This window comes from Nitratireductor sp. GZWM139 (assembly GCF_030068685.1).
GTDB classification, from domain to species: Bacteria; Pseudomonadota; Alphaproteobacteria; order Rhizobiales; family Rhizobiaceae; genus Nitratireductor; species Nitratireductor aquimarinus.
Genome location: NZ_JAMQML010000009.1, coordinates 88,756 through 110,708, shown reverse-complemented (window position 1 = coordinate 110,708; position 21,953 = coordinate 88,756). Strand labels below are relative to the sequence as shown.

The 21,953-nt window shown below is 61.3% G+C and carries 22 protein-coding genes; 16 read left to right on the top strand and 6 right to left on the bottom strand.

Annotated elements, in window-relative coordinates:
- Both NDI72_RS12805 and NDI72_RS12800 read left to right on the top strand, forming a co-directional pair.
- On the top strand, positions 1–789 hold the full coding sequence (locus NDI72_RS12805) for a ParA family protein (RefSeq protein WP_206545578.1): 789 nt from the start codon (positions 1–3) through the stop codon (positions 787–789).
- A gap of 56 nt (positions 790–845) precedes the next feature.
- Entirely contained in the window at positions 846–1,715 is an 870-nt protein-coding gene (locus NDI72_RS12800) for a ParB/RepB/Spo0J family partition protein (protein ID WP_206545579.1), read from the top strand.
- A gap of 157 nt (positions 1,716–1,872) precedes the next feature.
- Here the strand turns inward: NDI72_RS12800 and holA are convergent, their stop codons facing one another.
- Positions 1,873–2,913 carry a DNA polymerase III subunit delta gene (gene holA, locus NDI72_RS12795; protein WP_206548077.1) on the bottom strand — a complete coding sequence of 347 codons (1,041 nt, stop codon included), beginning with the start codon at positions 2,911–2,913 and terminating at the stop codon, positions 1,873–1,875.
- Positions 2,914–3,380: 467 nt separating this feature from the next.
- On the opposite strand from holA, the gene NDI72_RS12790 reads away from it, so the two are divergent.
- From NDI72_RS12790 to NDI72_RS12765, 6 genes are all read left to right on the top strand, one after another.
- Positions 3,381–4,169, top strand: coding sequence for a cyclase family protein (locus NDI72_RS12790; protein ID WP_206548076.1), 789 nt, complete (start codon positions 3,381–3,383; stop codon positions 4,167–4,169).
- Between the two features lie 13 nt (positions 4,170–4,182).
- Positions 4,183–4,629: a hypothetical protein gene (locus NDI72_RS12785; RefSeq protein WP_283800629.1), complete on the top strand. Its 447-nt coding sequence runs from the start codon at positions 4,183–4,185 to the stop codon at positions 4,627–4,629.
- On the top strand, positions 4,629–5,111 hold the full coding sequence (locus tag NDI72_RS12780; protein WP_113153608.1) for a MarR family winged helix-turn-helix transcriptional regulator: 483 nt from the start codon (positions 4,629–4,631) through the stop codon (positions 5,109–5,111). The genes NDI72_RS12785 and NDI72_RS12780 overlap by 1 nt, the downstream gene beginning before the upstream one ends.
- 53 nt (positions 5,112–5,164) lie before the next feature.
- A complete protein-coding gene (locus tag NDI72_RS12775) occupies positions 5,165–7,318 on the top strand; it encodes a thiamine pyrophosphate-dependent enzyme (protein ID WP_283800628.1) in 2,154 nt (717 codons plus the stop codon).
- A 17-nt stretch (positions 7,319–7,335) separates the two neighbouring features.
- Positions 7,336–8,865 carry an indolepyruvate oxidoreductase subunit beta family protein gene (locus NDI72_RS12770; protein WP_283800627.1) on the top strand — a complete coding sequence of 510 codons (1,530 nt, stop codon included), beginning with the start codon at positions 7,336–7,338 and terminating at the stop codon, positions 8,863–8,865.
- A 173-nt stretch (positions 8,866–9,038) separates the two neighbouring features.
- Positions 9,039–10,262, top strand: a complete 1,224-nt coding sequence (locus NDI72_RS12765; protein ID WP_113153605.1) for an argininosuccinate synthase — start codon at positions 9,039–9,041, stop codon at positions 10,260–10,262.
- A gap of 174 nt (positions 10,263–10,436) precedes the next feature.
- On the opposite strand, the gene NDI72_RS12760 is transcribed toward NDI72_RS12765, so the two are convergent.
- Positions 10,437–11,252: a lytic murein transglycosylase gene (locus tag NDI72_RS12760; protein ID WP_113153604.1), complete on the bottom strand. Its 816-nt coding sequence runs from the start codon at positions 11,250–11,252 to the stop codon at positions 10,437–10,439.
- A 202-nt stretch (positions 11,253–11,454) separates the two neighbouring features.
- Between NDI72_RS12760 and NDI72_RS12755 the strand changes: the two genes are divergently transcribed.
- The 8 genes from NDI72_RS12755 to rpsP all read left to right on the top strand — a co-directional run bounded on the left by NDI72_RS12755 (position 11,455) and on the right by rpsP (position 17,946).
- Positions 11,455–11,802 (top strand): hypothetical protein, encoded by a 348-nt coding sequence (locus NDI72_RS12755; protein WP_283800626.1) that lies wholly within the window; start codon positions 11,455–11,457, stop codon positions 11,800–11,802.
- A 164-nt stretch (positions 11,803–11,966) separates the two neighbouring features.
- Complete coding sequence (locus tag NDI72_RS12750; protein WP_206545587.1) at positions 11,967–12,341, top strand: hypothetical protein; 375 nt, start codon at positions 11,967–11,969, stop codon at positions 12,339–12,341.
- Positions 12,342–12,544: 203 nt separating this feature from the next.
- Positions 12,545–12,886, top strand: coding sequence for a hypothetical protein (locus NDI72_RS12745; RefSeq protein WP_206545588.1), 342 nt, complete (start codon positions 12,545–12,547; stop codon positions 12,884–12,886).
- Positions 12,887–13,154: 268 nt separating this feature from the next.
- A complete protein-coding gene (locus NDI72_RS12740; protein ID WP_283800625.1) occupies positions 13,155–13,778 on the top strand; it encodes a DUF1236 domain-containing protein in 624 nt (207 codons plus the stop codon).
- A gap of 1,303 nt (positions 13,779–15,081) precedes the next feature.
- Positions 15,082–16,668: a signal recognition particle protein gene (gene ffh / locus NDI72_RS12735; RefSeq protein WP_283800624.1), complete on the top strand. Its 1,587-nt coding sequence runs from the start codon at positions 15,082–15,084 to the stop codon at positions 16,666–16,668.
- Between the two features lie 9 nt (positions 16,669–16,677).
- Positions 16,678–17,010 carry a chorismate mutase gene (locus NDI72_RS12730; RefSeq protein WP_206545591.1) on the top strand — a complete coding sequence of 111 codons (333 nt, stop codon included), beginning with the start codon at positions 16,678–16,680 and terminating at the stop codon, positions 17,008–17,010.
- 2 nt (positions 17,011–17,012) lie between these two features.
- A complete protein-coding gene (locus NDI72_RS12725) occupies positions 17,013–17,516 on the top strand; it encodes a GNAT family N-acetyltransferase (RefSeq protein ID WP_283800623.1) in 504 nt (167 codons plus the stop codon).
- A gap of 25 nt (positions 17,517–17,541) precedes the next feature.
- Entirely contained in the window at positions 17,542–17,946 is a 405-nt protein-coding gene (gene rpsP / locus NDI72_RS12720; RefSeq protein WP_113153595.1) for a 30S ribosomal protein S16, read from the top strand.
- A gap of 312 nt (positions 17,947–18,258) precedes the next feature.
- On the opposite strand, the gene NDI72_RS12715 is transcribed toward rpsP, so the two are convergent.
- The 4 genes from NDI72_RS12715 to leuD form a co-directional block, all read right to left on the bottom strand.
- Entirely contained in the window at positions 18,259–19,293 is a 1,035-nt protein-coding gene (locus tag NDI72_RS12715; RefSeq protein WP_206545593.1) for an aspartate-semialdehyde dehydrogenase, read from the bottom strand.
- A 366-nt stretch (positions 19,294–19,659) separates the two neighbouring features.
- Positions 19,660–20,769 carry a 3-isopropylmalate dehydrogenase gene (gene leuB, locus NDI72_RS12710; RefSeq protein WP_283800622.1) on the bottom strand — a complete coding sequence of 370 codons (1,110 nt, stop codon included), beginning with the start codon at positions 20,767–20,769 and terminating at the stop codon, positions 19,660–19,662.
- Positions 20,770–20,804: 35 nt separating this feature from the next.
- Entirely contained in the window at positions 20,805–21,263 is a 459-nt protein-coding gene (locus tag NDI72_RS12705) for a RidA family protein (RefSeq protein WP_283800621.1), read from the bottom strand.
- A complete protein-coding gene (gene leuD / locus NDI72_RS12700) occupies positions 21,254–21,859 on the bottom strand; it encodes a 3-isopropylmalate dehydratase small subunit (protein WP_113153591.1) in 606 nt (201 codons plus the stop codon). Before leuD ends, NDI72_RS12705 begins: the two co-directional genes overlap by 10 nt.
- Positions 21,860–21,953 lie beyond the last annotated feature (94 nt).

The window sequence follows — 21,953 nt, the reverse complement described above, 5'->3', positions numbered from 1 at the left end:
ATGAATAGCGGTACGCGAATCATCACAGTCGCAAACCAGAAGGGCGGGGTTGGCAAGACAACCACAGCCATAAATTTGGCAACCGCGCTTGCCGCGATTGGCGAAAACGTTCTGGTCGTCGATCTTGATCCGCAAGGCAATGCCAGCACCGGGCTGGGCATTGACCGTCAGAAGCGTCTCGTTTCGTCCTATGATGTGTTGACCGGTGGGGCAGGCATCATGGAAGCGGCTATGGAAACCGCTGTTCCCGGTCTCTCGATCGTGGCTTCGACGCTCGATCTTCTGGGCATTGAAATGGAAATTTCGAGCGCGCCTGACCGTGTTCTGAAACTGCGCAACGCATTGAATCAGGACGGAATTCCTTATTCCTATGTTCTGGTGGATTGCCCGCCATCCCTGAACCTTCTGACGCTGAATGCAATGGCGGCAGCCGATTCCATTCTGGTTCCGCTGCAATGCGAGTTCTTCGCGCTGGAGGGGCTGAGCCAGCTTCTTGAGACGGTTGAGCAGGTGCGTGCCTCGATCAATCCGCATCTGGGCATTCAGGGCATTGTCCTGACCATGTTCGACCAGCGCAACAATCTCGCCAACCAGGTGGTGGCGGATGTGCGGGCGCATATGGGCGAGACCGTCTACGACACGGTTATTCCGCGCAATGTGCGTGTTTCCGAGGCGCCGTCCTATGGGAAGCCTGCGTTGCTCTACGATCTGAAATGCAGCGGTAGCCAGGCTTATCTACAGCTGGCTTCTGAAGTGATCCGTCGTGAACGGCGGTTGCAGGCTGCCTGAGTTCGATTTCATCGGGCGGGCGGTTAAATGAGTTTTGTGGCTGATGGTGTTTTGACATGAACGAAGATCCTTCACGCAAGCGTCTGGGGCGCGGTCTGGCCGCTCTGATCGGGGAGATGGACAAGCCGGATACCGAGCAGAAGGAAGCGGTGCGCGCGGATCGCTCCGTGCCAATCGAGTTCATTTCGCCAAACCCGCGCAACCCCCGCCGGCTCTTTGCCGAGGGTGATCTGGGTGATCTCGCCCAGTCGATCCGTGAGCATGGCATCGTGCAGCCTGTGGTGGTTCGTTCCGGCGATGCGCCGGGCCGGTTTGAGATCATTGCGGGTGAACGCCGCTGGCGCGCCGCACAGCGGGCAGGTCTGACCGAGGTTCCGGTCATCCTGCGCGAGGTGGATGACAAGGCCGCGCTAGAGCTGGCCATCATCGAGAACGTGCAGCGCGCGGACCTGAACGCGATCGAAGAAGCGCGCGGCTATCAGCAGCTGATCGATGAGCACAGCTATACGCAGGCGGATCTCGGCCAGGTGATCGGCAAGAGCCGCAGCCATGTGGCGAACACGCTTCGTCTGCTCAAACTGCCGGAAGCCGTGGCGGATCTCATTGTCGATGGATCGCTGTCCGCTGGCCATGCGCGTACGCTGGTAACGGCGCAGGACCCGGTTGCGCTTGCTCTGCGTATCATTGAGGACGGGCTTTCCGTCCGCCAGGCAGAGGCTCTGGCCGCAGCGCCGGCGGAGGAAGGCAAGGCCGAGCGTGAGCCGAAGAAGGAAAAGGACGCGGACACGCTGGCCCTCCAGAAGCTTCTGAGCGATCAGACAGGGCTCAAGGTCGTGATCAATCACAAGCAGCGTGGCGGCGAAATGCGGATTGCCTATCGCTCGCTGGAACAGCTCGACGAGCTTTGCCGTCTCCTGAAGCAGTAGCCAAGGGCCTGTTTGCAGAACTGGATTGCCGTGCGTCCATGAGGACGCAGGAGGGCTGATCCGCGCTATTGGTGAGCATCGGCATGACCCGAGACCGGGGTTCGGTTGCCGGTCTTCTGCTCTGGAAATACCAATGATTTGAGTGATATGCGGCCGGTTAGCGCCGGCCGCGCGCGCCTTCGACCGTGAGGGCGAGAAGGGCCTGTCGCGCCAGAGGAACGGCAAGGGCTGGCTTTTGCCGTGTGCGCAGGATGGCTGCCTGCAGGCGGTCGGCGGCGTTCTTCAAAGCGGTGCTGTTCCAGCGGCCAAGCGCTGTCTCCACCGTCTTGCGACGCGAGAAGAACACCGGCGGTCTTGCGCCGGCAACGGCGGAACTGGCCGAGACGCCCTGGCTGTCCATTGCCTGACGCATGATCTGCAGGGCGTGCACCTGCCGCAATGTGGCGGAGAGCACGAGGAAGGGCGGGTTTCCAGCGGCAACAAAGCGCCGGAAGGCGCTGTCGAACGCCTGAAAACGCCCGGAAATGATCGCATCAACCGCTTCATCCGTACTCAGTCCGGCCACGTCGCCGATGAGTGAGCGTATGTCTTCCGGCGTGACTTCCGTTGCACCCTTGCAGTAAAGCGCAAGCTTCTCCAGTTCACCACGGGTGGCGAGCCGGTCTCCGCCGAGATTGGCTTTGAGGAGCTGGCGCGCTTCAAGCGAGATTTTCAGCCCCGCCGCGCCGAGCGCTTCATCAATGACGGCGTCGACGCCGCGCCCATCGTCTGCATAGCAGGGAAGGGCCATTGCACTTGCGCCGCGTTCGGCAGCCGAGCGCAGCGACGAGCCTTTTTTAAGGTCGCCGGCCTCGATCAGGATGGTGCAATCGGTCGGGGGATTGCTGTTCAGCGCGGTGACGTCGGCGACGAATGCCTTGTGATTGCCGGCGCCCTTCACCCAGATCAGGCGTTGATCGGAGAACATGGGAACCGTCTGCGCCTCATCGGCAAGCCGGCCCGGCTGCTGCTCCACTTCGCTGGCTTCAAGGCGCACGACGGTGAAGGGATCGTCCAGCGGCAATCCCGTTCCGGTCGCATAACGCTTCGCCCGTTCGCTGACCAGGCCACGATCGGGCCCGTAGATCAGGACGATACGGTAGGTCTGCTCGGGGCGAGCAAGCCAGCGGTCGACTTCATGCGCTTTCTTCTGTGCCATGTCGGCTGAATATCACAGCAAGGCCGGCCGAGCACCCAGAGAAAGTTGAAAGACGCAGATTGCGCACCGTCCAGTTTGTGTGTGCCGCGCGGAGAAGCCTGGCAGTGCTGGTTGAAGAGATAACCGACGGAGAATTCCAGTATGGGTGGCGTGTCGCGAACCGGATCTGCGAAGGGGCAGGGCGTGTTTCCCGACCCAATTCAGATGCATGTTTCATGTGAAACCATGCTCGGCTGACGCAGGCTTTTCCGAAGAGGCTGACTTCGGGCCTTGATCGTCTTTCTGACTGCGAATCAGCTTTGAAGATGCGTGTCATCACATGCATTTGCGCTTTTGATGCAGGACGCTCGCCCATTTCAAGGGTTTCGTCAGCCTAAAGATATTTGCAAATGCATTCTTTTTGGTCTAGGTCAGAAGAGAGCACAGGGAGGATGTCTGTGCTCTTACATATCTCTGGGAGGAGAAACATGAGCAAGTCCGTCATTGGTGAGCTTGCGAGCCAATTGCTTTCCGGCGAGGTGGAGGTCGTTGACCTGGCCGCCGTACTTGGCCCGAAAACCCCGCTTCTGAAGCTCCCGCCAGAGCTTGCGGTCGATACGCCCAAAATCGAGATCCACAAGATCTCGGCCTATGATGACAATGGCCCCTGGTGGGCATGGAACTGGCTGAAACTCGGTGAGCATTCGGGCACGCATTTTGATGCGCCGACCCACTGGATCACCGGGCGGGACCATCCCAATGCAACAACGGACACGATTGAACCGCAGAATTTTGTTGCGCCGGTCAATGTCATCGACTGTTCCGCCGAGGCCGCAGAGAACAATGATTTCCTGCTGACGGTGGATCACATCAAGGCATGGGAAGCCGAGCACGGCGACATTCGCCCCGGTGAGTGGGTGGTGCTGCGCAGCGACTGGTACAAGCGCAACGGCTCGGAAGAGGCGTTTCTCAATGCGGACGAGACTGGCCCGCATTCGCCGGGCCCGACTGCAGAAGCCATCGAATATCTTCTTGAGAAGGGGATTGTTGGCTGGGGCAGCGAGACCATCGGAACCGATGCCGGGCAGGCCGGTGGCATGGAGCCGCCATTTCCCGCGCACAATCTGCTTCATAAGGCAAACCGCTATGGGCTGGCCAGCCTTGCCAATCTCGACAGGCTTCCGCCCAAGGGGGCGATCCTGATCGCCGCGCCGCTCAAGATCGAGCAGGGCACCGGCAGCCCGTGCCGTGTTCTGGCGCTGGTCTCCAGGAACTGAGCCGGAGCTTCCGATGAGCGGATCCGAAACACACTTCCATGGCAGCGTCGTAAAGGCGCTTCACGCGACCGTATATCCGTGCGGTCGCGCCTGGGTGTCGCGCCGCCATTCCAGGGCGCGCTGCCATGTGACGGGTGATAAGGCTGGAAAGCCGAAGGGTCCGACCAACGGGGAATGGACAGACGCGCAGCGCGAGGCCTATGCAGGCCGCGTTGAAGCAATTTCGAACCGGCATATCGGCAGTTCATCAAACACGATCATCGACCACGGCGCATCTGTGCCGGCAGACCTCGAAGCGATGGGCTCTTTTGCAGCCCGTGCTGCGTCCTCTCGGTGGCGTGGGCTTCTCAGGTCTGGTCGTGATCGGCGGATATCCATTGGCGGGTCCATCCGGCAGGGTGCGGGGCTGAGCGGAAAGCCGGCTGGCGGTTCGGAGCATCTGTTGGCGGAGAAGCTCTGATGGACGAACGGCAGGACGGCAAGACCCCGAGGATCGCAACGCTGGGCCAGATGGGGCTTCAGCACTTTGCACCCTATCTGATGAACCGGATCATGGGGCGTTACAACGCGACGCTGCGCCATGATTTACGGGAGCAGGGGCTGACCGTTCCGCAGGCGCGCGCACTGGCGGTTCTGATGGTTGGCGACGGGATGTCGATCAACGAATTGTCGGTCTACACTGTCATCGAACAGTCGACCATGAGCCGGACGCTCGACGCGCTTGAAACGCAGGGGCTGGTGCGGCGCGAAGCCTGTCAGGATGACAGCCGCACGCGACACATCTTTCTGACCGACAAGGGGCGTGAGGAGTTCAACCGTGCATGGCCGGCCATGCACGACGCCTTTGCCGAGATGTTCAACGACATCGACGAGGCGGAGTATTCCGCCTTCATCGCCACGCTTCAGAAAATACTGGGCAACATCCGACAACACGATTTCTAGCAGATTGCGCTTGAGGGCGATCAACCCCGGCGCATGAGACGGGAGAATGCACCATGGCAGAACGTTCGTTCGTGAAGGAGGTTCAGAAGCTTCGCCTCGGGGCCGGTGAGACCTTTCACGGCGAGGGCATTCTGGCCATCACCAAGGCGCTCCTGCAGTGTGGCGTGGGTTATGTCGGTGGCTATCAGGGCGCGCCGATCAGCCATTTGATGGACGTGCTTGCCGACGCGCAGGACATTCTGGGCGAGCTTGGCGTGCATTTCGAGGCAAGTGCCTCCGAGGCGACGGCGACCGCCATGCTGGCGGCTTCGGTTCACTATCCCATTCGCGGCGCATGCACCTTCAAATCGTCGGTCGGCCTGAACGTCGCCTCCGATGCGCTTGCCAACCTCGCCTCCGGCGGCGTGACGGGCGGTGCGCTGATCATCGTCGGTGAGGACTATGGCGAAGGCTCCTCGATCATGCAGGAGCGCAGCCACCCCTTCGCCATGAAGAGCCAGGTCTGGCTGCTCGACCCGCGGCCCAACCTGCGGTCCATCGTGAAGGCGGTCGAAGACGGGTTCGAGCTTTCCGAGGCGTCCAACACACCGGTCATGCTGATGGTGCGCATCCGCAGCTGCCATGTGACCGGCAGTTTCGAGACCAAGGAAAACAAACGGCCCTGGATGACCGTGGCCGACGCGCTGGAGAACCCGCGCCGCGACACCAACCGCATCGTGCTGCCGCCGGCCTCCTTCCTGCATGAGAAGGAGAAGGTGGAAAAGCGCATGCCGGCTGCGGTCGATTTCATCCGCTCGCGCAGGATCAACGAGTTCTTCGGTCCCGACCGGGGCAAGGCCGGGATCATCCTGCAGGGCGGCATGTACAACAGCGTCATTCGTGCGCTGCAGCGCATCGGTCTTGCCGATGTCTACGGCGAAACGGATGTGCCGCTCTATGTGCTCAATGCGGTTTATCCGCTGATCGACGATGAAGTGATCGACTTTTGCGCCGACAAGGATTCGATCCTGATCGTGGAGGAGGGGCAGCCCAACTATCTCGAGCAGGCGATTGCCTCGCTGATGCACAAGAAGGGGCTCGACACGCGCATCCTCGGCAAGGACATTCTGCCGATGGCCGGCGAATACACCGGGCAGGTGATGCTGGACGGCATCAGCGCCTATCTGCGCGCCAACGCGCCGGAGCTTCTGGCCGCGCAGGTGCTGGCGCCCAATGCGTCGGGAGAGAACACGCTGGCGGCGGATCTCGCCAAGGTGGTGCCGGGGCGTCCGCCGGGCTTTTGCACCGGCTGCCCGGAACGGCCGATCTTCGCCGCGACGAAGCTGATCGAAAAGGAACTCGGACCGCACCACATCTCGTCGGATATCGGCTGTCATCTGTTTTCGATCATGCCGCCCTTCGAGCTGGGGGCGACGACCATGGGCTATGGTCTCGGCCCGGCCTCCGCCTCGGCCTTCAATTCGCCTGACGCCAAGCGCCGCTCCATCTCCTTTGTGGGCGATGGTGGCTTCTGGCACAACGGTCTGACCTCCTCCATTGGCAATGCCGTGTTCAACCAGAATGACGGCGTGATCGTTGTGGTGGACAATTTCTATTCGGCGGCCACGGGCGGGCAGGACGTGCTTTCCTCGCGCGCCGACAATCCCACCAAGTCGACCCAGCATCCGATCACCGATGCCGTGAAGGGCATGGGCGTGAAATGGGTTCGGCATATCGATCGCACCTATGACGTGACCAAGGTGCGCGCTGCGCTGCGCGAGGCGCTGACGACGGAGGAGAAGGGACCGAAGGTTATCGTCGCGTCGTCCGAATGCATGCTCAACAGGCAGCGTCGCGAAAAGCCGCAGACCGCCAAGGCGATCTCCGGCGGCAAGCGTGTGGTGAAGCCGCGCTTCGGCGTGGACGAGGATGTGTGCACCGGCGATCACGCCTGCATGCGGCTGTCGGGCTGTCCGTCGCTCTCGGTCAAGAAGCTGGATGACCCGCTGCGTGATGATCCGGTGGCGTCCATTGACCACACCTGTGTCGGTTGCGGCAATTGCGGCGAAGTGGCCGACGCGGCGGTGCTGTGTCCCTCCTTCTACCGCGCCGATGTGGTGCACAATCCCGGCTCGTGGGACCGGTTTGCCGACAGGCTGCGTCGCCGCGTGACGGGCTTCCTGCAAACACGCCGTGAGAAGCGGCGTCTGACATTCGGAGAGGCTTGAGACCCATGGCCAAACGGATGAAAGCAAACGAAGACCAGAAGATCATCAAGCTCGCCATTCTCGCCGTTGGCGGGCAGGGCGGCGGTGTGCTGACCAATTGGATCACCGATGTTGCCGAGCGCAACGGATATCTCGCCCAGGCAACCTCCGTTGCCGGCGTGGCCCAGCGCACCGGCGCGACGATCTACTATGTCGAGATGTGTCCCGACACCGGCCGCCGTCCGGTCTTTTCGCTGGCTCCGGCACAGGGCGACATCGACATCCTGATTGCCGCCGAGCTGATGGAGGCGGGCCGTGCGGTGATGCGCGGTTTCGTGACGCCCGACCGCACGACGCTGATCGCCTCGGCGCACCGCATCGCTGCCGTGTCGGAGAAGATCGAGCCGGGTGACGGCCGCGCGGACTCGCCCACCGTTCATAAGAACGCGCGTGAGGCGGCCAGCCGCTACATCTGCTTCGACATGGAAAAGGTGGCTGTCGAGGCTGGGTCGGTGATCTCGTCGAGCCTGTTCGGCGCGCTGGCCGGTTCCGGCGCATTGCCGTTTGCGCGCGAGAGCTATGAAGAGACCATCGAGGCCTCCGGACGCGGCGTGAAGGCCAGCCTGGCTGCCTTCGGCAAGGCGTTCGAGCGCACGGTTGCCGGTGAAGACGCTTCTGCGGTTGTTCAGGATGCGCCGCCGGCCGGGCAGGGGATCGCCGTTGCCGGCCCGGAGCGGCTGGTTGCCGCGTGGAACGCGCTGGCAGCGCGCGCCGATGCCTATCCCGAACCGGTGAGGGCGATGGCGCTCGCCGGGCTGCGCAAGGTGGTCGACTATCAGGATCTCGCCTATGGCGCGGAGTATCTGGACAGGCTCGATCAGGCGCTGGTGCTGGACAGCGCCGGGAAGGACCACGCGCTGGGCGAGGCCGCTGCAAAGCATGTGGCGAACGCCATGTGCTATGACGACATTTTGCGCGTGGCGGATCTGAAGACGCGCACGGCGCGGGCCGAGCGCATCCGAAAGGAAATGAAGGTCGGCGACGCCAATGTGCTGCAGGTGACCGAGTTCTTCCATCCGCGCGTCGAAGAGTTCTGCGGCACGCTGCCCACGGGGCTGGGGCGTTTCATCGAAAACCGGCCGGGTCTTTCGAAATGGGTCGACCGTCGCATCAATCGCGGCCGGCGCATCCGTACAGACAGCCTGTTCGGCTTCGGGGCGCTGTGGGTGATTGGAACGCTGCGGCCCTGGCGTCGGTCGCTCCTGCGCCATCAGGTCGAGAAGGAGCATCTGGACCGCTGGTATGCGCTGGCGCTTGATACGGCGCGACGCGATTATGGGCTGGCGGTGGAGATTCTCAACTGCCGCAGGCTCATCAAGGGCTATAGCGACACGCATGTGCGCGGGCATTCCAAGTTCGACCGGGTTCTGTCCGGATTGACGCTTCTGGAGGGCCGTGAGGACGCGGCCGACTGGCTGCGCCGGCTGCGTGAAGCGGCGCTCAAGGACGAAAAGGGCGAGATGCTGGATGGCGCGCTGAAAACGGTGGCGACGCTGGAAGCGGCCTGAGGATTGCGCGGGAATGAGCATGAGGAGGCCATGCCGGTGACGGTGTGGCCTCTCTCATTTGCGGGGTCTGGCCTTGCCCGCGCCGTCATTCCTGATATTAGTCGCCTCGACCCTGGAGGCTCCGAAGTGCGGAGCCGGCCGGCCATGCCGAACTTCTCTTACCGGGAAAGACCATGACGAAACTCAAAGACGTTAAAAAGGTCGTGCTTGCCTATTCGGGCGGTCTCGACACCTCGATCATCCTCAAATGGCTCCAGACCGAACTGGGCGCCGAAGTGGTGACCTTCACCGCCGATCTCGGCCAGGGCGACGAGCTGGAGCCGGCGCGCAGAAAAGCCGAGATGATGGGGATCAAGGAGATCTACATCGAGGATCTCCGTGAGGAGTTCGTGCGCGACTTCGTGTTCCCGATGTTCCGCGCCAATGCGGTCTATGAAGGCATCTACCTGCTGGGCACCTCGATTGCCCGTCCGCTGATCTCCAAGCGGCTGGTCGAGATCGCTGCCGAGACCGGCGCTGACGCCGTTGCGCATGGCGCGACCGGCAAGGGCAACGATCAGGTGCGCTTCGAGCTTTCGGCCTATGCGCTGAACCCCGACATCAAGGTGATCGCGCCGTGGCGTGACTGGACCTACAAGTCCCGCACCGACCTGCTCGAGTTCGCCCAGGCGCACCAGATCCCGGTGCCGAAGGACAAGCAGGGCGAGGCTCCGTTCTCCGTTGACGCGAACCTTCTGCACTCCTCCTCCGAGGGCAAGGTGCTTGAAGATCCGTGGGTCGAGCCGCCGGAATATGTTCACCAGCGCAGCGTTTCGCCGATGGATGCGCCGGACGAGCCGACCGAGATCACCATCTCCTTCAAGGCGGGCGACGCCGTTGCCATCAATGGCGAGGCAATGTCGCCGGCAACGCTGCTGCAGGCGCTGAACGATCTGGGCCGCGACAACGGCATTGGCCGCATCGATCTGGTCGAGAACCGCTTCGTTGGCATGAAGTCGCGTGGCGTTTATGAAACGCCGGGCGGCACGATCCTGCTCGCCGCGCACCGCGCGATGGAGTCGCTGACGCTTGATCGTGGCGCTGCCCACCTCAAGGACGAGCTGATGCCGCGTTATGCAGAGCTCATCTACAACGGTCTCTGGTTCTCGCCCGAGCGCGAGATGCTGCAGGCGGCCATCGACAAGAGCCAGGAAGACGTGGAAGGCGAAGTGCGCCTGAAGCTCTACAAGGGCAATGTCATCGTGACCGGCCGCAAGTCCGACAAGTCGCTCTATTCCGATGCGCTGGTGACCTTCGAGGACGACCAGGGCGCATACGACCAGAAGGACGCTGCAGGCTTCATCAAGCTCAACGCACTGCGCCTGCGCACGCTGGCAGCCCGCAAGCGCGGCAGCTGATTACGGCTTGAGCGCATAGGTCTGATAAAGAAAAAGCCGGCAGTGATGCCGGCTTTTTTGTGCGCTGAGCTGGGAGACTGATTTGGGCGCCTGCCGGCCCTTCGCTATGGCTTCGGGCGTTCGTCGCTCAAAAAGCCAAATCATTGGCTTTTTGTCCGCTACGCGGAACGCTTCTCACCCATCGATTTCCTTGGCCATGATGGCGATGGCCTGCTGGTAGACGCTTGCTGCGTTCCAGCCCTGAATGGCGCGGAAGTTCGGCTGTCCCGGCTGGTAGCCGGCGCCGCGCTGCCAGCCATGGGCACGCAGGAAGTTTGCGGTCGAGGCGAGGGCGTCGGCCTGCGAACGGATCATGTCGACGCGGCCGTTTCCATCACCGTCCACGCCGTATTTCAGCGCGTTGCCGGGAAGGAACTGTGTCTGGCCGATCTCGCCATGGGCAGCGCCTTTGGCATTGGGATCGAGCATGCCGCGATCCACCATTGTGAGCGCGCCATAGAGATGGCCGGTGAAGAACTCCGAACGGCGGCAGTCATAGGCGAGCGTGGCCACGGCAGAGACGATGTTCTGATTGCCAAGGAAGCCGCCAAAGCCCGTTTCCATGCCCCAGATGGCGATCAGCGGGCCGGCGGGTACGCCGTAACGCTGTTCGATATTGGCAAAGAGACGCGCATATTTCTTCTTCATGCCCTTGCCGCGGGAGACGATGGCGTTCGAGCCGCGCTTCTGCATGAAGGATTTGAGAGTGAGCTTGAAGCTCTTCTGTCCGCGGTCGGCGGCGATGGTCTTGCTGGCGTAACGCGTGTTTGCCAGTGCGTTCAGGCCGCGCTGCCCGATACCACGGGAGGCTGCTTCGCGGCTGAACTGAGCCTTCCAGTTCTCGAAACCGCCGGCATTGTTTCCGCATTGAGCAGCGGAGGCATGTCCCGCCGTGAGAAGTGAGGCACAAAACGAAGCGGCCAGCAGAGCCGCTCTTCCCGCGAAAGCCATATCGCTCTCCTTAAAATTAAAGATGGCTATATAAAGTGATGTTGCCAGCGATTACACAACGCCGCACCGGCCGCAACCGCCAGTTTCTATAGCATGGCGGTCATTACCGAACCCTTTCCGGCGGAATTACGGCAGATCTGCGCGATTGCACAAGTTTTCAATTCATTGTTTAGTTGGCTAATTAACCAGCAGGAGAGAACCGATGAATGGCAAGTTTGCAAATTCCGCAGTGATTGCATTTTCGCTCTTTGGTTTGTCCGCAAGTCTGATGACTGGGGCGCAGGCTGAAGGTGGAACCAAACTGGACCTTTTGAAGACCGGGGTGCTTCCGCTGCCTGTTGACACTGCCCAGGCGGAGCTGAGCCAGACGGTGCTGAAAGACGTGCCGGACCTCTTCAAGGACCCGGCTTCCATGACGGAAGAGCTTGGCATGCAAGCCGTTACGGTGACATCCAGTCTCGAGAAGCAGTGGGGTCCCTGCCAGTATCTGCCGGGGCCTCTCGGATCATTCTGCACCCGGCTCTTCGCGCCACCCGGCGCGGTCTACTAAACCGGGTTGTGTGGCTCTGGACCTTGTTCAGCACTTGCAGGCCGTCATCGCGACGGCCTGCTTCATGTCTGCGCACATATCCGACGACGACATGGTTGCACTGCGTCGAAAGACGGAAGTGTCCGCGCCAGCGTCTGGGTGACTGGGATGGAGGAGGAGAGACAATGTTTCTGAAAGCTGCCGCCAGTATCGCGCTACTGCTTGTACTTCATGGCGGTTTCACCGTCACAATGCTTCCCCCGGATGACGGGAGGCGGATTGCATCAATGCAGCAACAGACAGGCCAGATGCCGTTGGGGTTGCCTTTCCATATGCCAAAGGGAGATCGGGAGCTGTTTGCTCGACAGCGTGCAGATGTTTCACTTGAAGAGGCCTATCGTCATTGTGAGTGGCTGATGCCTCAATTGTTCGGATGGTGCGAACGACGGATCGCCAAGATGAAGAAGCGGGCTGTCAAGTCCCTGATACGCAGATCAACCGGCGTACTGGATGTCCTGCGCCGGAGCACTGTCCGTCAGGCGATATACGCCGCTATATAAAGATGCATCCGCTCCCGGTAAAATAATATATGAAAAACAAAGTGATGCATGCTCTCGCATGATTTCGGGAGCGGCGAAATCGGTTCATTTCAGCGCATTAGGCGCGCGCATTGAACCTTCCTGGTCCGCCCTGTCCAATAACGACGTTGCCTTCACCATATAAGTAACATTTAGTTGGCTAATTGTTATGAAGGAGAAGATCAATGATACGGATAGCTCCCTTCCTGGGCGTCTTCGCAGTTGCATTCATCTGGATGTCCGCAGGTTCCGGCGTCGCGCAGACCAAGGCGCGAAAGCATCACGACGAGGAGGCGCATCCCCTGATAAAGGAAATGGCTCCGCAGAAAATAGCGGACGTCACCAAAGAGATGGACGGGAAGTCCCTCTCTCCCGGTGGCGTTGACCTCATCGTTCAGTCACGCTCGCTTACAGAAGGCCTCGAGTTCGAGCGCAAGGAGCCCCTGGATGACACGTTCATGTGTCAGTGGCTTTTGGGAACCTTCAACAAGAGATGTCGCAGATCGAGTGTGATGCCGTTCTTCTGAGGCGCGGCTGTCTTGGCGCTCGTCACAAATGACAACGCACTCAGGCCACTGCACTGGTGGCCTGCTTCATTAAACGGGCAATCATGAACGTTCGCCAGATAAAGTGATGAACGCTGCAGAGGTCATCTGCCCGGGAAGATAAGTACAGTATTTCAGTAGGTTGCACGCACGCTCATTGATTTCGCTGTCCAAGTGCCAGCGCAAATTGCGGAACTTCTCATCGTCATTGCCGTTTGCAGCCCCAGTCGAAACGGATTGGAGACAAGCCATGACGAAACTGCTTCTCAAGAGTGCAACCGCAGCGGCAGCGCTGTTCGCCGTTGTGGGCATCGCCAACGCGGAGATGCTTGCAAGGGCGACGGCGGATCTGAACATCAGGTCCGGGCCCGGACCGCATTATCCGGTTGTTGGCGTGATCGGCGTCAATGAGGACGCTTCCATCAATGGATGCAGGGAAGGCAGCAAATGGTGCGCCGTTTCCCATGCCGGCATCAATGGCTGGGCGTATTCGGACTATCTGACCGCGCCCTTCGGTGGCGGCGATGACTATGTGGTCGTAACGGAACGTCCGGCCGATGCGCTGCCGCCCGTATCCTACGAGGTCACCTCAAGCGTCGAGGCGGAAGTTGTGCGCGGCGAACTGATTGGCCGCAAGACGGCGCTCGGAACGATCGAGCCGATCTCTGCGCCTCCGGTGGCGGTCAGAACCTATGTGGAGACCAACACCGTCGAGCCGGTCTATCTGGACGGTGAGGTGGTGGTCGGCGCGGCTCTGCCGGAAACCGTCGAGGTGCGGGAGATCCCCGATTATGACTACCGGTATGTCTATGTAAATGAGCAACCGGTTCTGGTGGAGCCCGAAACACGTCGTATCGTCTACGTGCTCCGCTAAGAGAGCCTCACAATCGTAGAAGCGTCAGACGCGGCGACAGTTCAAGGCCGGTCTGGACCCGTTCCAGGATGATCATGAGGAGCCGCGATGAACAGTGTCCATCGCGGCTTTTTTTGCGTCATGTTGAAAACAGATGCGCTTGAGGATAGATAATTCATATTATATAATTAGTCGACTAATAATAAGGGGAATTTCAAATGTTTACGTATGACCCAAAATCAAATGTGGGCACGATGTTTGCCCTGACGGCGCTTGCCTATGCGGTATTTGCATTTGACGGGGCTGCGGCCGCCGAGCAGCAGGGAGATGCGGGGCCTGCCATCATTGAGCCTGTAGGCGAAGAGGTTGTGCCTCGGAAACACGAAAGCGTGGCGAGCTTTTGCGAAGGCGTTCATTCGGCGCGCATATCGCCATGTATCGAGCCTGAGCGCGGCAGCGCTGCCGGAGTGCGCAGGACGGTATCCAAGGCTGTTGTGTGGACATTGGCGCGGGTTTCGCGGTCTTTCTGCCGGCATCATGCAAGCCGGCTAATGGACATGTGCGTGGCTGGCTCTGATCAGCACGTCACGGCGATGCGCTAGCGTACGGCGCCAGAGGGCGGGAACCGGAGGCCTCAAGTGAGAACAGAGCAGACAGGTTTTGCAGTGACGGCGGCTGTCTGGCTGCTGGTCACGGGCGGCATTATCGTTGGTGTTGTATCCCCGGTTTGGGCAGGTCGGCACTTCCATGGTGGTGTGCGGCTTGCAGCCAGCGAGAGCAGCTACATGGTGCCGACAGGGTGCCAGGATCAGGGTACAGATTGTCCGCCGGGTACGGCCACCCAAACCAATGCTGAAGACTTCAGCCTTCGCACGGCATCGACATGGGGTCTCATGTGGGTGGTCACGCGTGTTTATCCCAGCGTGTGCCAGGAGGTCCCCACCCGTATGCTGGGTGTGTGCAGCAAGGATGTGCGCGAGGCGGAGATGGACCGGCGTGGCCTGTCCGCCGCTCAGAGGCGGCGGCTGTGACCGGCTTTCTGTCGCCCGCATGAAATTGCGGGCGGCGCTGCGTTCCTGACACGCGCACTTCTTGACTCTTGGCGCGTTTTCCTGTCTACAGGCCCGGAATTTCCGCGACGAGTGACAACTCCGAGCAGCCGACCAGGGCGCCTTTCAGCGGAAAGTGACGATCCTGGAGGTCAACACCCGGCAGCGCGATGCGCCCCCGGGTGCTTTTCGGCTTTGCTTGGCATTTGAAGCCCGGGCGCGGATGCATTACCTCTCGCAGCACAAGCAATCGATGCGAGAAATGAGGAACGCGGATGTTTGAATCGCTTCAGGAACGCCTTGGTTCCATCCTGAACGGCCTGACCGGTCGCGGTGCGCTGTCGGAGGCGGATGTCGCTGCCGCGCTGCGCGAGGTCCGTCGTGCGCTGATCGAGGCCGATGTGGCGCTCGACGTGGTGCGTTCCTTCACTGACCGTGTGCGCGAAAAGGCTGTCGGCGCCGAAGTCCTCAAATCGATCAAGCCCGGCCAGATGGTCGTCAAGATTGTCCATGACGAGCTCATCGAGATGCTCGGCACGGAAGGCGAGACGATTGATCTCAACGCGCCGGCGCCCGTTGTCATCATGATGGTCGGTCTGCAGGGCTCTGGTAAGACCACCACGACCGGCAAGATCGCCAAGCGCCTGACCGAGAAGCAGGGCAAGAAGGTGCTGATGGCGTCGCTGGATACGCGTCGCCCCGCCGCCCAGGAACAGCTCAAGCAGATCGGCGAGCAGACCGGTGTTGCAACGCTGCCGATCATTGCCGGCCAGACGCCAGTGGAGATCGCCAAGCGCGCCACGCAGGCGGCCCGCCTCGGCGGCCACGATGTGGTGATCCTCGATACGGCAGGCCGTACGCATATCGACGAGCCGCTGATGGTCGAGATGTCGGACATCAAGAGCGCGTCGAACCCGCACGAGATCCTGCTCGTGGCCGACTCGCTCACCGGTCAGGACGCCGTCAATCTCGCCAACAACTTCAACGACCGCGTCGGCATTACCGGCCTCGTTCTGACCCGTATGGACGGTGACGGGCGTGGCGGTGCGGCGCTCTCCATGCGCGCTGTCACCGGCAAGCCGATCAAGCTGATCGGCGTTGGCGAAAAGATGGACGCGCTCGAGGAGTTCTATCCCAAGCGCATCGCCGACCGCATTCTGGGCATGGGCGATATCGTTTCGCTGGTCGAGAAGGCTGCCGAAACCATCGATGCGGAAAAAGCCGCGGCGATGGCCAAGAAGATGCAGGCCGGCAAGTTCGACCTGAACGACCTCGCCGATCAGCTGCGCCAGATGCAGAACATGGGTGGCATGGGCGGCATCATGGGCATGATGCCGGGCATGGGCAAGATGAAGGACCAGATGGCTGCCGCCGGCCTCGACGACAAGATGTTCGGTCGCCAGATCGCCATCATCCAGTCGATGACGCCGAAGGAGCGCGCCAATCCGGAGCTGCTCAAGCACAGCCGCAAGAAGCGCATCGCGGCGGGCTCCGGTACGGACTCGGCGCAGATCAACAAGCTCCTGAAGATGCACCGCCAGATGGGCGACATGATGAAGGCCATGGGCGGCAAGGGCCGCAAGGGCGGCATGATGCGCGGCCTCATGGGCGGCATGGCGCAGAAGATGGGCCTTGGCGGGATGCCAGGTGGCCTTGGGGGCGGCATGGGGGGCGGCATGCCGGATCTTTCCAAGATGGACCCGAAGCAGCTCGAGGCACTGCAGAAACAGGCCGAGGCCGCAGGGCTCGGCGGTGCTGGCGGTCTTCCCAAGGGCGGTTTGCCCAAGGGCCTTCCGGGAATGCCGGGTGGTGGTTTGCCGGGTCTGCCCGGCGGGCTGCCCGGTCTGCCGAAGAAAAAGTAGGGGGACGGGATGAGCGGCAATACGGATGCAGCGATGGCGAAGCTTCTTGAGCTTCGTGCTTCCATCGACAACATTGATGCGGCGCTGGTGCACATGCTGGCGGAGCGTTTCCGCTGCACGAAGGCCGTTGGGCATCTCAAGGCCGTTCACGATCTGCCGCCGGCTGATCCTGCGCGCGAGGAGCGCCAGATTGCGCGCCTGCGCCGTCTTGCCGACGATGCAAATCTTGACCCGGATTTCGCTGAGAAGTTCCTGAACTTCATCATTCACGAGGTGATCCGTCACCACGAGGCCATCGCCGAAGAGCACGGCAATGGTGCGGCCAGGAACGGGGACGCCTGAAGATGACGCCGGTTCTCGAAAGCGAGCGCCTCATTCTGCGCGGCTGGCAGCGGGAAGACTTTCCCGCTTATTCAGCCTTTAGCGCGGATGCGAAGCGCACGCTTCATACCGGCGGACCGAAGGACGCCTTCCAGGCATGGACCGCTTTCTCGTCCATGGTCGGCGCATGGGCGCTCAATGGCTACGGCATGTTCGCCGTGCAGCCGAAAGACGCCGATGCCGTTGCCGGTTTCGTTGGTCTCTGGCATCCGCCGGCGATTGATGAGCCGGAGCTTGCCTGGAGCCTCTATGAGGGCTTCGAGGGCAAGGGTTATGCGGTGGAGGCAGCACGCCGCGTGCAGGTCTGGGCAGCCGAAGACCTGAAATTGCCGCCGCTTATGAGCTTCGTCCACCCGGACAATCTGGCCTCACAGGCCGTTGCAAGGAGACTGGGCGCTGAACCCATGTCTCCGACTGAACTGCGCGGTGAACCGCGCCTGAGATTCCGGCACGCCCTGCCGGCTTGAACGCCATTATCGAAAGGAACATCCCATGGCACTGAAAATTCGTCTGGCCCGTGCGGGCTCCAAGAAGCGCCCTTACTACCACGTCGTCATCGCCGACGTGCGCAGCCCGCGCGACGGCCGCTTCATCGAGAAGGTCGGCTCCTGGAACCCGATGCTGGCCAAGGACGGCGAGCGCGTTGTCCTGAACGAAGAGCGCATCAAGTACTGGATCGAGAACGGCGCACTGCCGACCGACCGTGTTCTGCGCTTCCTCGACCAGGCTGGCATTGCAAAGCGCGACGAGCGCAGCAACCCGAAGAAGGGTCTGCCGGGCAAGAAGGCTCAGGAGCGCATCGACGCTGCCAAGCAGGCTGAGGAAGAGGCAAAGGCTGCTGCAGCTGAAGCCGCTGCTGCTGCCGAGGCTCCGGCTGAAGAGGCTGCAAGCGAGTAAGCTTTGCATCCTTTGGGCTCTTGCAGCCCGGGAATTGAGAATGGCGGGTCGAGAGGCCCGCCATTTTTGTTTGGGGTGTGGTGTGACGCTATCCGTGATGGCGCTCGCCCCTCACCCTTACCCTCTCCCCGCTCGCGGGGAGAGGGAGGCATCCACGTTGCGGCCATCTTCCTTCTCCCCGTGTGCGGGGAGAAGGTGCCGGCAGGCGGATGAGGGGCGAGCGCCGGCCTCAACGAACAACCACGGCGTAAAAGAAAAAGCGGACCCAAAGGCCCGCTTTTCTCGTTCTTCCATCAAAGAACCCGCCTGAGATCAGGCAGCTTCCTTCTTCGGCTGGATCAGGCCGCGCGCCACGAGAAGCTCGGCGATCTGCACCGTGTTGAGGGCAGCGCCCTTGCGCAGATTGTCGGCGACGACCCACAGAGCCAGACCGTTGTCGACCGTCGGGTCTTCACGCAGGCGGCTGATATAGGTGGCGTCTTCGCCGGCGCTCTCGTAAGGCGTCACGTAGCCGCCGTCCTCGCGCTTGTCGATGACCTGGCAGCCCGGCGCTTCGCGCAGGATCTCGCGCGCCTCGTCGGCCGTGATCGGCTTCTCGAACTCCAGGTTCACGGCTTCCGCATGACCGATGAACACCGGCACGCGCACACAGGTGGCCGTGAGCTTGATCTTCGGGTCGAGCATCTTCTTGGTCTCGGCGACCATCTTCCACTCTTCCTTGGTAAAGCCGTCTTCCATGAAGACGTCGATATGGGGAATGCAGTTGAAGGCGATGCGCTTGGTGAACTTGTTGGTCGAGATCGGATCGGCGACGAAAACGGCGCGCGTCTGCTCGAACAGCTCGTCCATGCCTTCCTTGCCCGCGCCGGAAACCGACTGGTAGGTGGACACGACCACGCGCTTGATCGTCGCTGCCTCATGCAGCGGCTTCAGCGCGACCACGAGCTGCGCCGTGGAGCAGTTCGGATTGGCGATGATGTTCTTCTTGGTGAAACCCTCGATCGCTTCGGGGTTCACTTCAGGAACGATCAGCGGCACGTCCTGGTCGTAGCGCCAGGCCGACGAATTGTCGATCACGACGCAGCCCTGCTTTCCGATCTTCGGAGAATACTCCTTGGAGATCGAACCGCCGGCCGACATCAGGCAGATATCGGTGTCGGAAAAGTCGTAGGACTCGAGTGCCTTAACCTTCAGCGTCTTGTCGCCGTAGGAAACCTCGGTGCCGACCGAACGGCGTGAAGCAAGCGGGACAATCTCGTCTGCCGGGAAGCCGCGCTCTTCGAGGATATTGAGCATTTCGCGGCCGACATTCCCCGTGGCGCCGGCGACAGCTATCTTGAAACCCATGTGGTTTTTAACTCCTGTCTCTCTCCGCTTGGCTTTGATTTGAAGGCCTGCAGCCAGCAGGCACCTTCTCCCCGGCTAGGCCCGGGGAGAGAACGAGCAGCCGAGGTGTCAGACCGTTTTGGTCGTCGTTTTGGCTGTCGTTTTGGTAAAGCAGAGACCGACGCTGCCGTTCCCGGCTGCGTTCAAAAAACTTTGTGCAAATGGCGCTTCGTGATGCGCGCGCATGGCAAAGGGGTCTCCGTTTCCGGGCGTTGTTTTACGCTGAATCGGTCGCAAGTCAACGCAATAGCGTAAATGAACGGGCCTGAGCGGCCCGTTCGGCATTTTGTGGCCCGGCCTTCATGGGGCCGTGACGGGCACAGACGATCAGGCGAGCGCCTTGTACTTGGCGACAATGGCGTCGCCCATGGCGGTGGTGCCGACTTCGGTCATGCCTTCAGACATGAGGTCACGGGTGCGCAGGCCGTCTTCCAGAACCGCAGCGATGGCCTTCTCCAGACGGTCCGCCTCTTCAACCATGTTGAAGGAGTAGCGCAGGCACATGGCGAAGGAAGCGATCATGGCGATCGGGTTTGCGATGCCCTGGCCGGCGATGTCCGGTGCGGAACCGTGCACGGGCTCGTAAAGCGCCTTGCGCGAGCCGGTCTTCTCGTCCGGCGCGCCAAGCGAAGCCGAAGGCAGCATGCCAAGCGAACCGGTGAGCATGGCGGCCACGTCAGACAGCATGTCGCCGAACAGATTGTCGGTGACGATGACGTCGAACTGCTTGGGCCAGCGCACGAGCTGCATGCCGCCGGCGTCGGCGAGCATGTGCGTCAGCTCGACGTCGGAATACTTCGCCTTGTGCGTGTTGGCGACGACCTCTTTCCAGAGCACGCCCGACTTCATGACGTTGTGCTTTTCCATGGAGCAGACCTTGTTGCTCCGGGTGCGCGCCAGCTCGAAAGCGACGCCGGAAATGCGCTCGATCTCGTAGGTGTCGTAAACCTGTGTGTCGATGCCGCGCTTCTGGCCATTGCCCAGATCAATGATCTCCTTGGGCTCGCCGAAATAAACGCCGCCGGTCAGCTCGCGCAGGATGAGGATGTCGAGGCCCTCGACAACTTCAGGCTTGAGGGAGGACGTGGCGGCCAGCGCCGGGTAGCAGATGGCCGGACGCAGATTGGCGAACAGCTCCATCTCCTTGCGCAGGCGCAGGAGACCGGCTTCCGGACGAACCTCGTAGGGAACGCCGTCCCACTTGGGACCGCCGACCGCGCCGAACAGAACGGCGTCCGCCCCCATGGCCTTGTCCATGTCGGCATCGGAGATCGACTGGCCGCACGCGTCATAGGCGCAGCCGCCCACGAGGCCTTCCTCGGTCTCGAAACCGGCATTGAAGTCGGCGTTCATCATGTCGATGAGCTTTTTGACCTCGGCCATTGCCTCTGGGCCGATGCCGTCGCCGGGGAGAAGAAGGAGTTTGCGCGTTGCCATGGAATGCCTCTCGAACTGGTAATTCGAGGGACTTGCTAATCCGCTCTGCCGGATTGCGCAAGGCTGCTGCCGTACGAAGCGGTACGGTTGCGCTTGAGGGCGGTCACCTCGATCTCGATTTTCATCTCCGGTTCGTTCAGCTCGCAGACAATCATCGTCGCTGCGGGTCGAATATCGCCGAAGGCTTCTCCGAGGATCGGAAAGACACGGGACACATAAGAGCGGCTGGTCACGTAGTAATGCGCGCGCACCACATCGGCGAGCTCGAAGCCGCCCTCGGTCAGCGCTGCGCGAATGGTGGAAAGGCAGTTGCGTGTCTGCTCTTCCACACTCTCGGGCATGGCCATGCTTGCATAGTCATAGCCCGTGGTGCCGGAAACGAAGCACCAGTCTCCGTCAACGACCGCGCGGCTGTAGCCTGCGGTCTTTTCGAAGGGAGACCCCGTGGAGATGAGGCGGCGCTGGCCGCCTCTATCATCTTGGGTTAAGCCCACGGATGGCTTTCCGTGTACTTGTTCTCGAAGGTCTCGATGGCCGGAGCCTTCTCCATGGTGAGGCCGATGTCATCGAGGCCGTTCAGCAGGCAGTGCCGCTTGAAGGCGTCGATCTCGAACTTCACCACGCCGCCGTCGGGGCCGTGGATTTCCTGCGTTTCCAGGTCGACCGTCAGCGTTGCGTTGGAGCCGCGCTGGGCGTCGTCCATCAGCATGTCCAGCTCTTCCTGGCTCACCTTGATGGGCAGGATGCCGTTCTTGAAGCAGTTGCTGTAGAAGATGTCGGCGAAGCTGGTGGAAATCACGCAGCGAATGCCGAAATCGAGCAGCGCCCACGGGGCATGCTCACGGCTCGAGCCGCAGCCGAAATTGTCGCCGGCAACGAGAATGCTGGCATTCCGGTAGGCAGGCTTGTTGAGCACGAAGTCCGGGTTCTCGGAACCGTCTTCGTTGAAGCGCATTTCGGCGAAAAGTCCGGCGCCGAGACCGGTGCGCTTGATCGTCTTCAGATAATCCTTGGGGATGATCATGTCGGTGTCGACATTGACGATCGGCATGGGCGCGGCGACGCCCGTCAGCTTGGTGAACTTGTCCATAAATCCTGGTCCGTTGTCTGAGCGGCCATTTTATCTGCCGCACCTCCATACACAAGCCGGCTCCGCAAAGCAAAGCTCTCTTGCTTCGGATGCG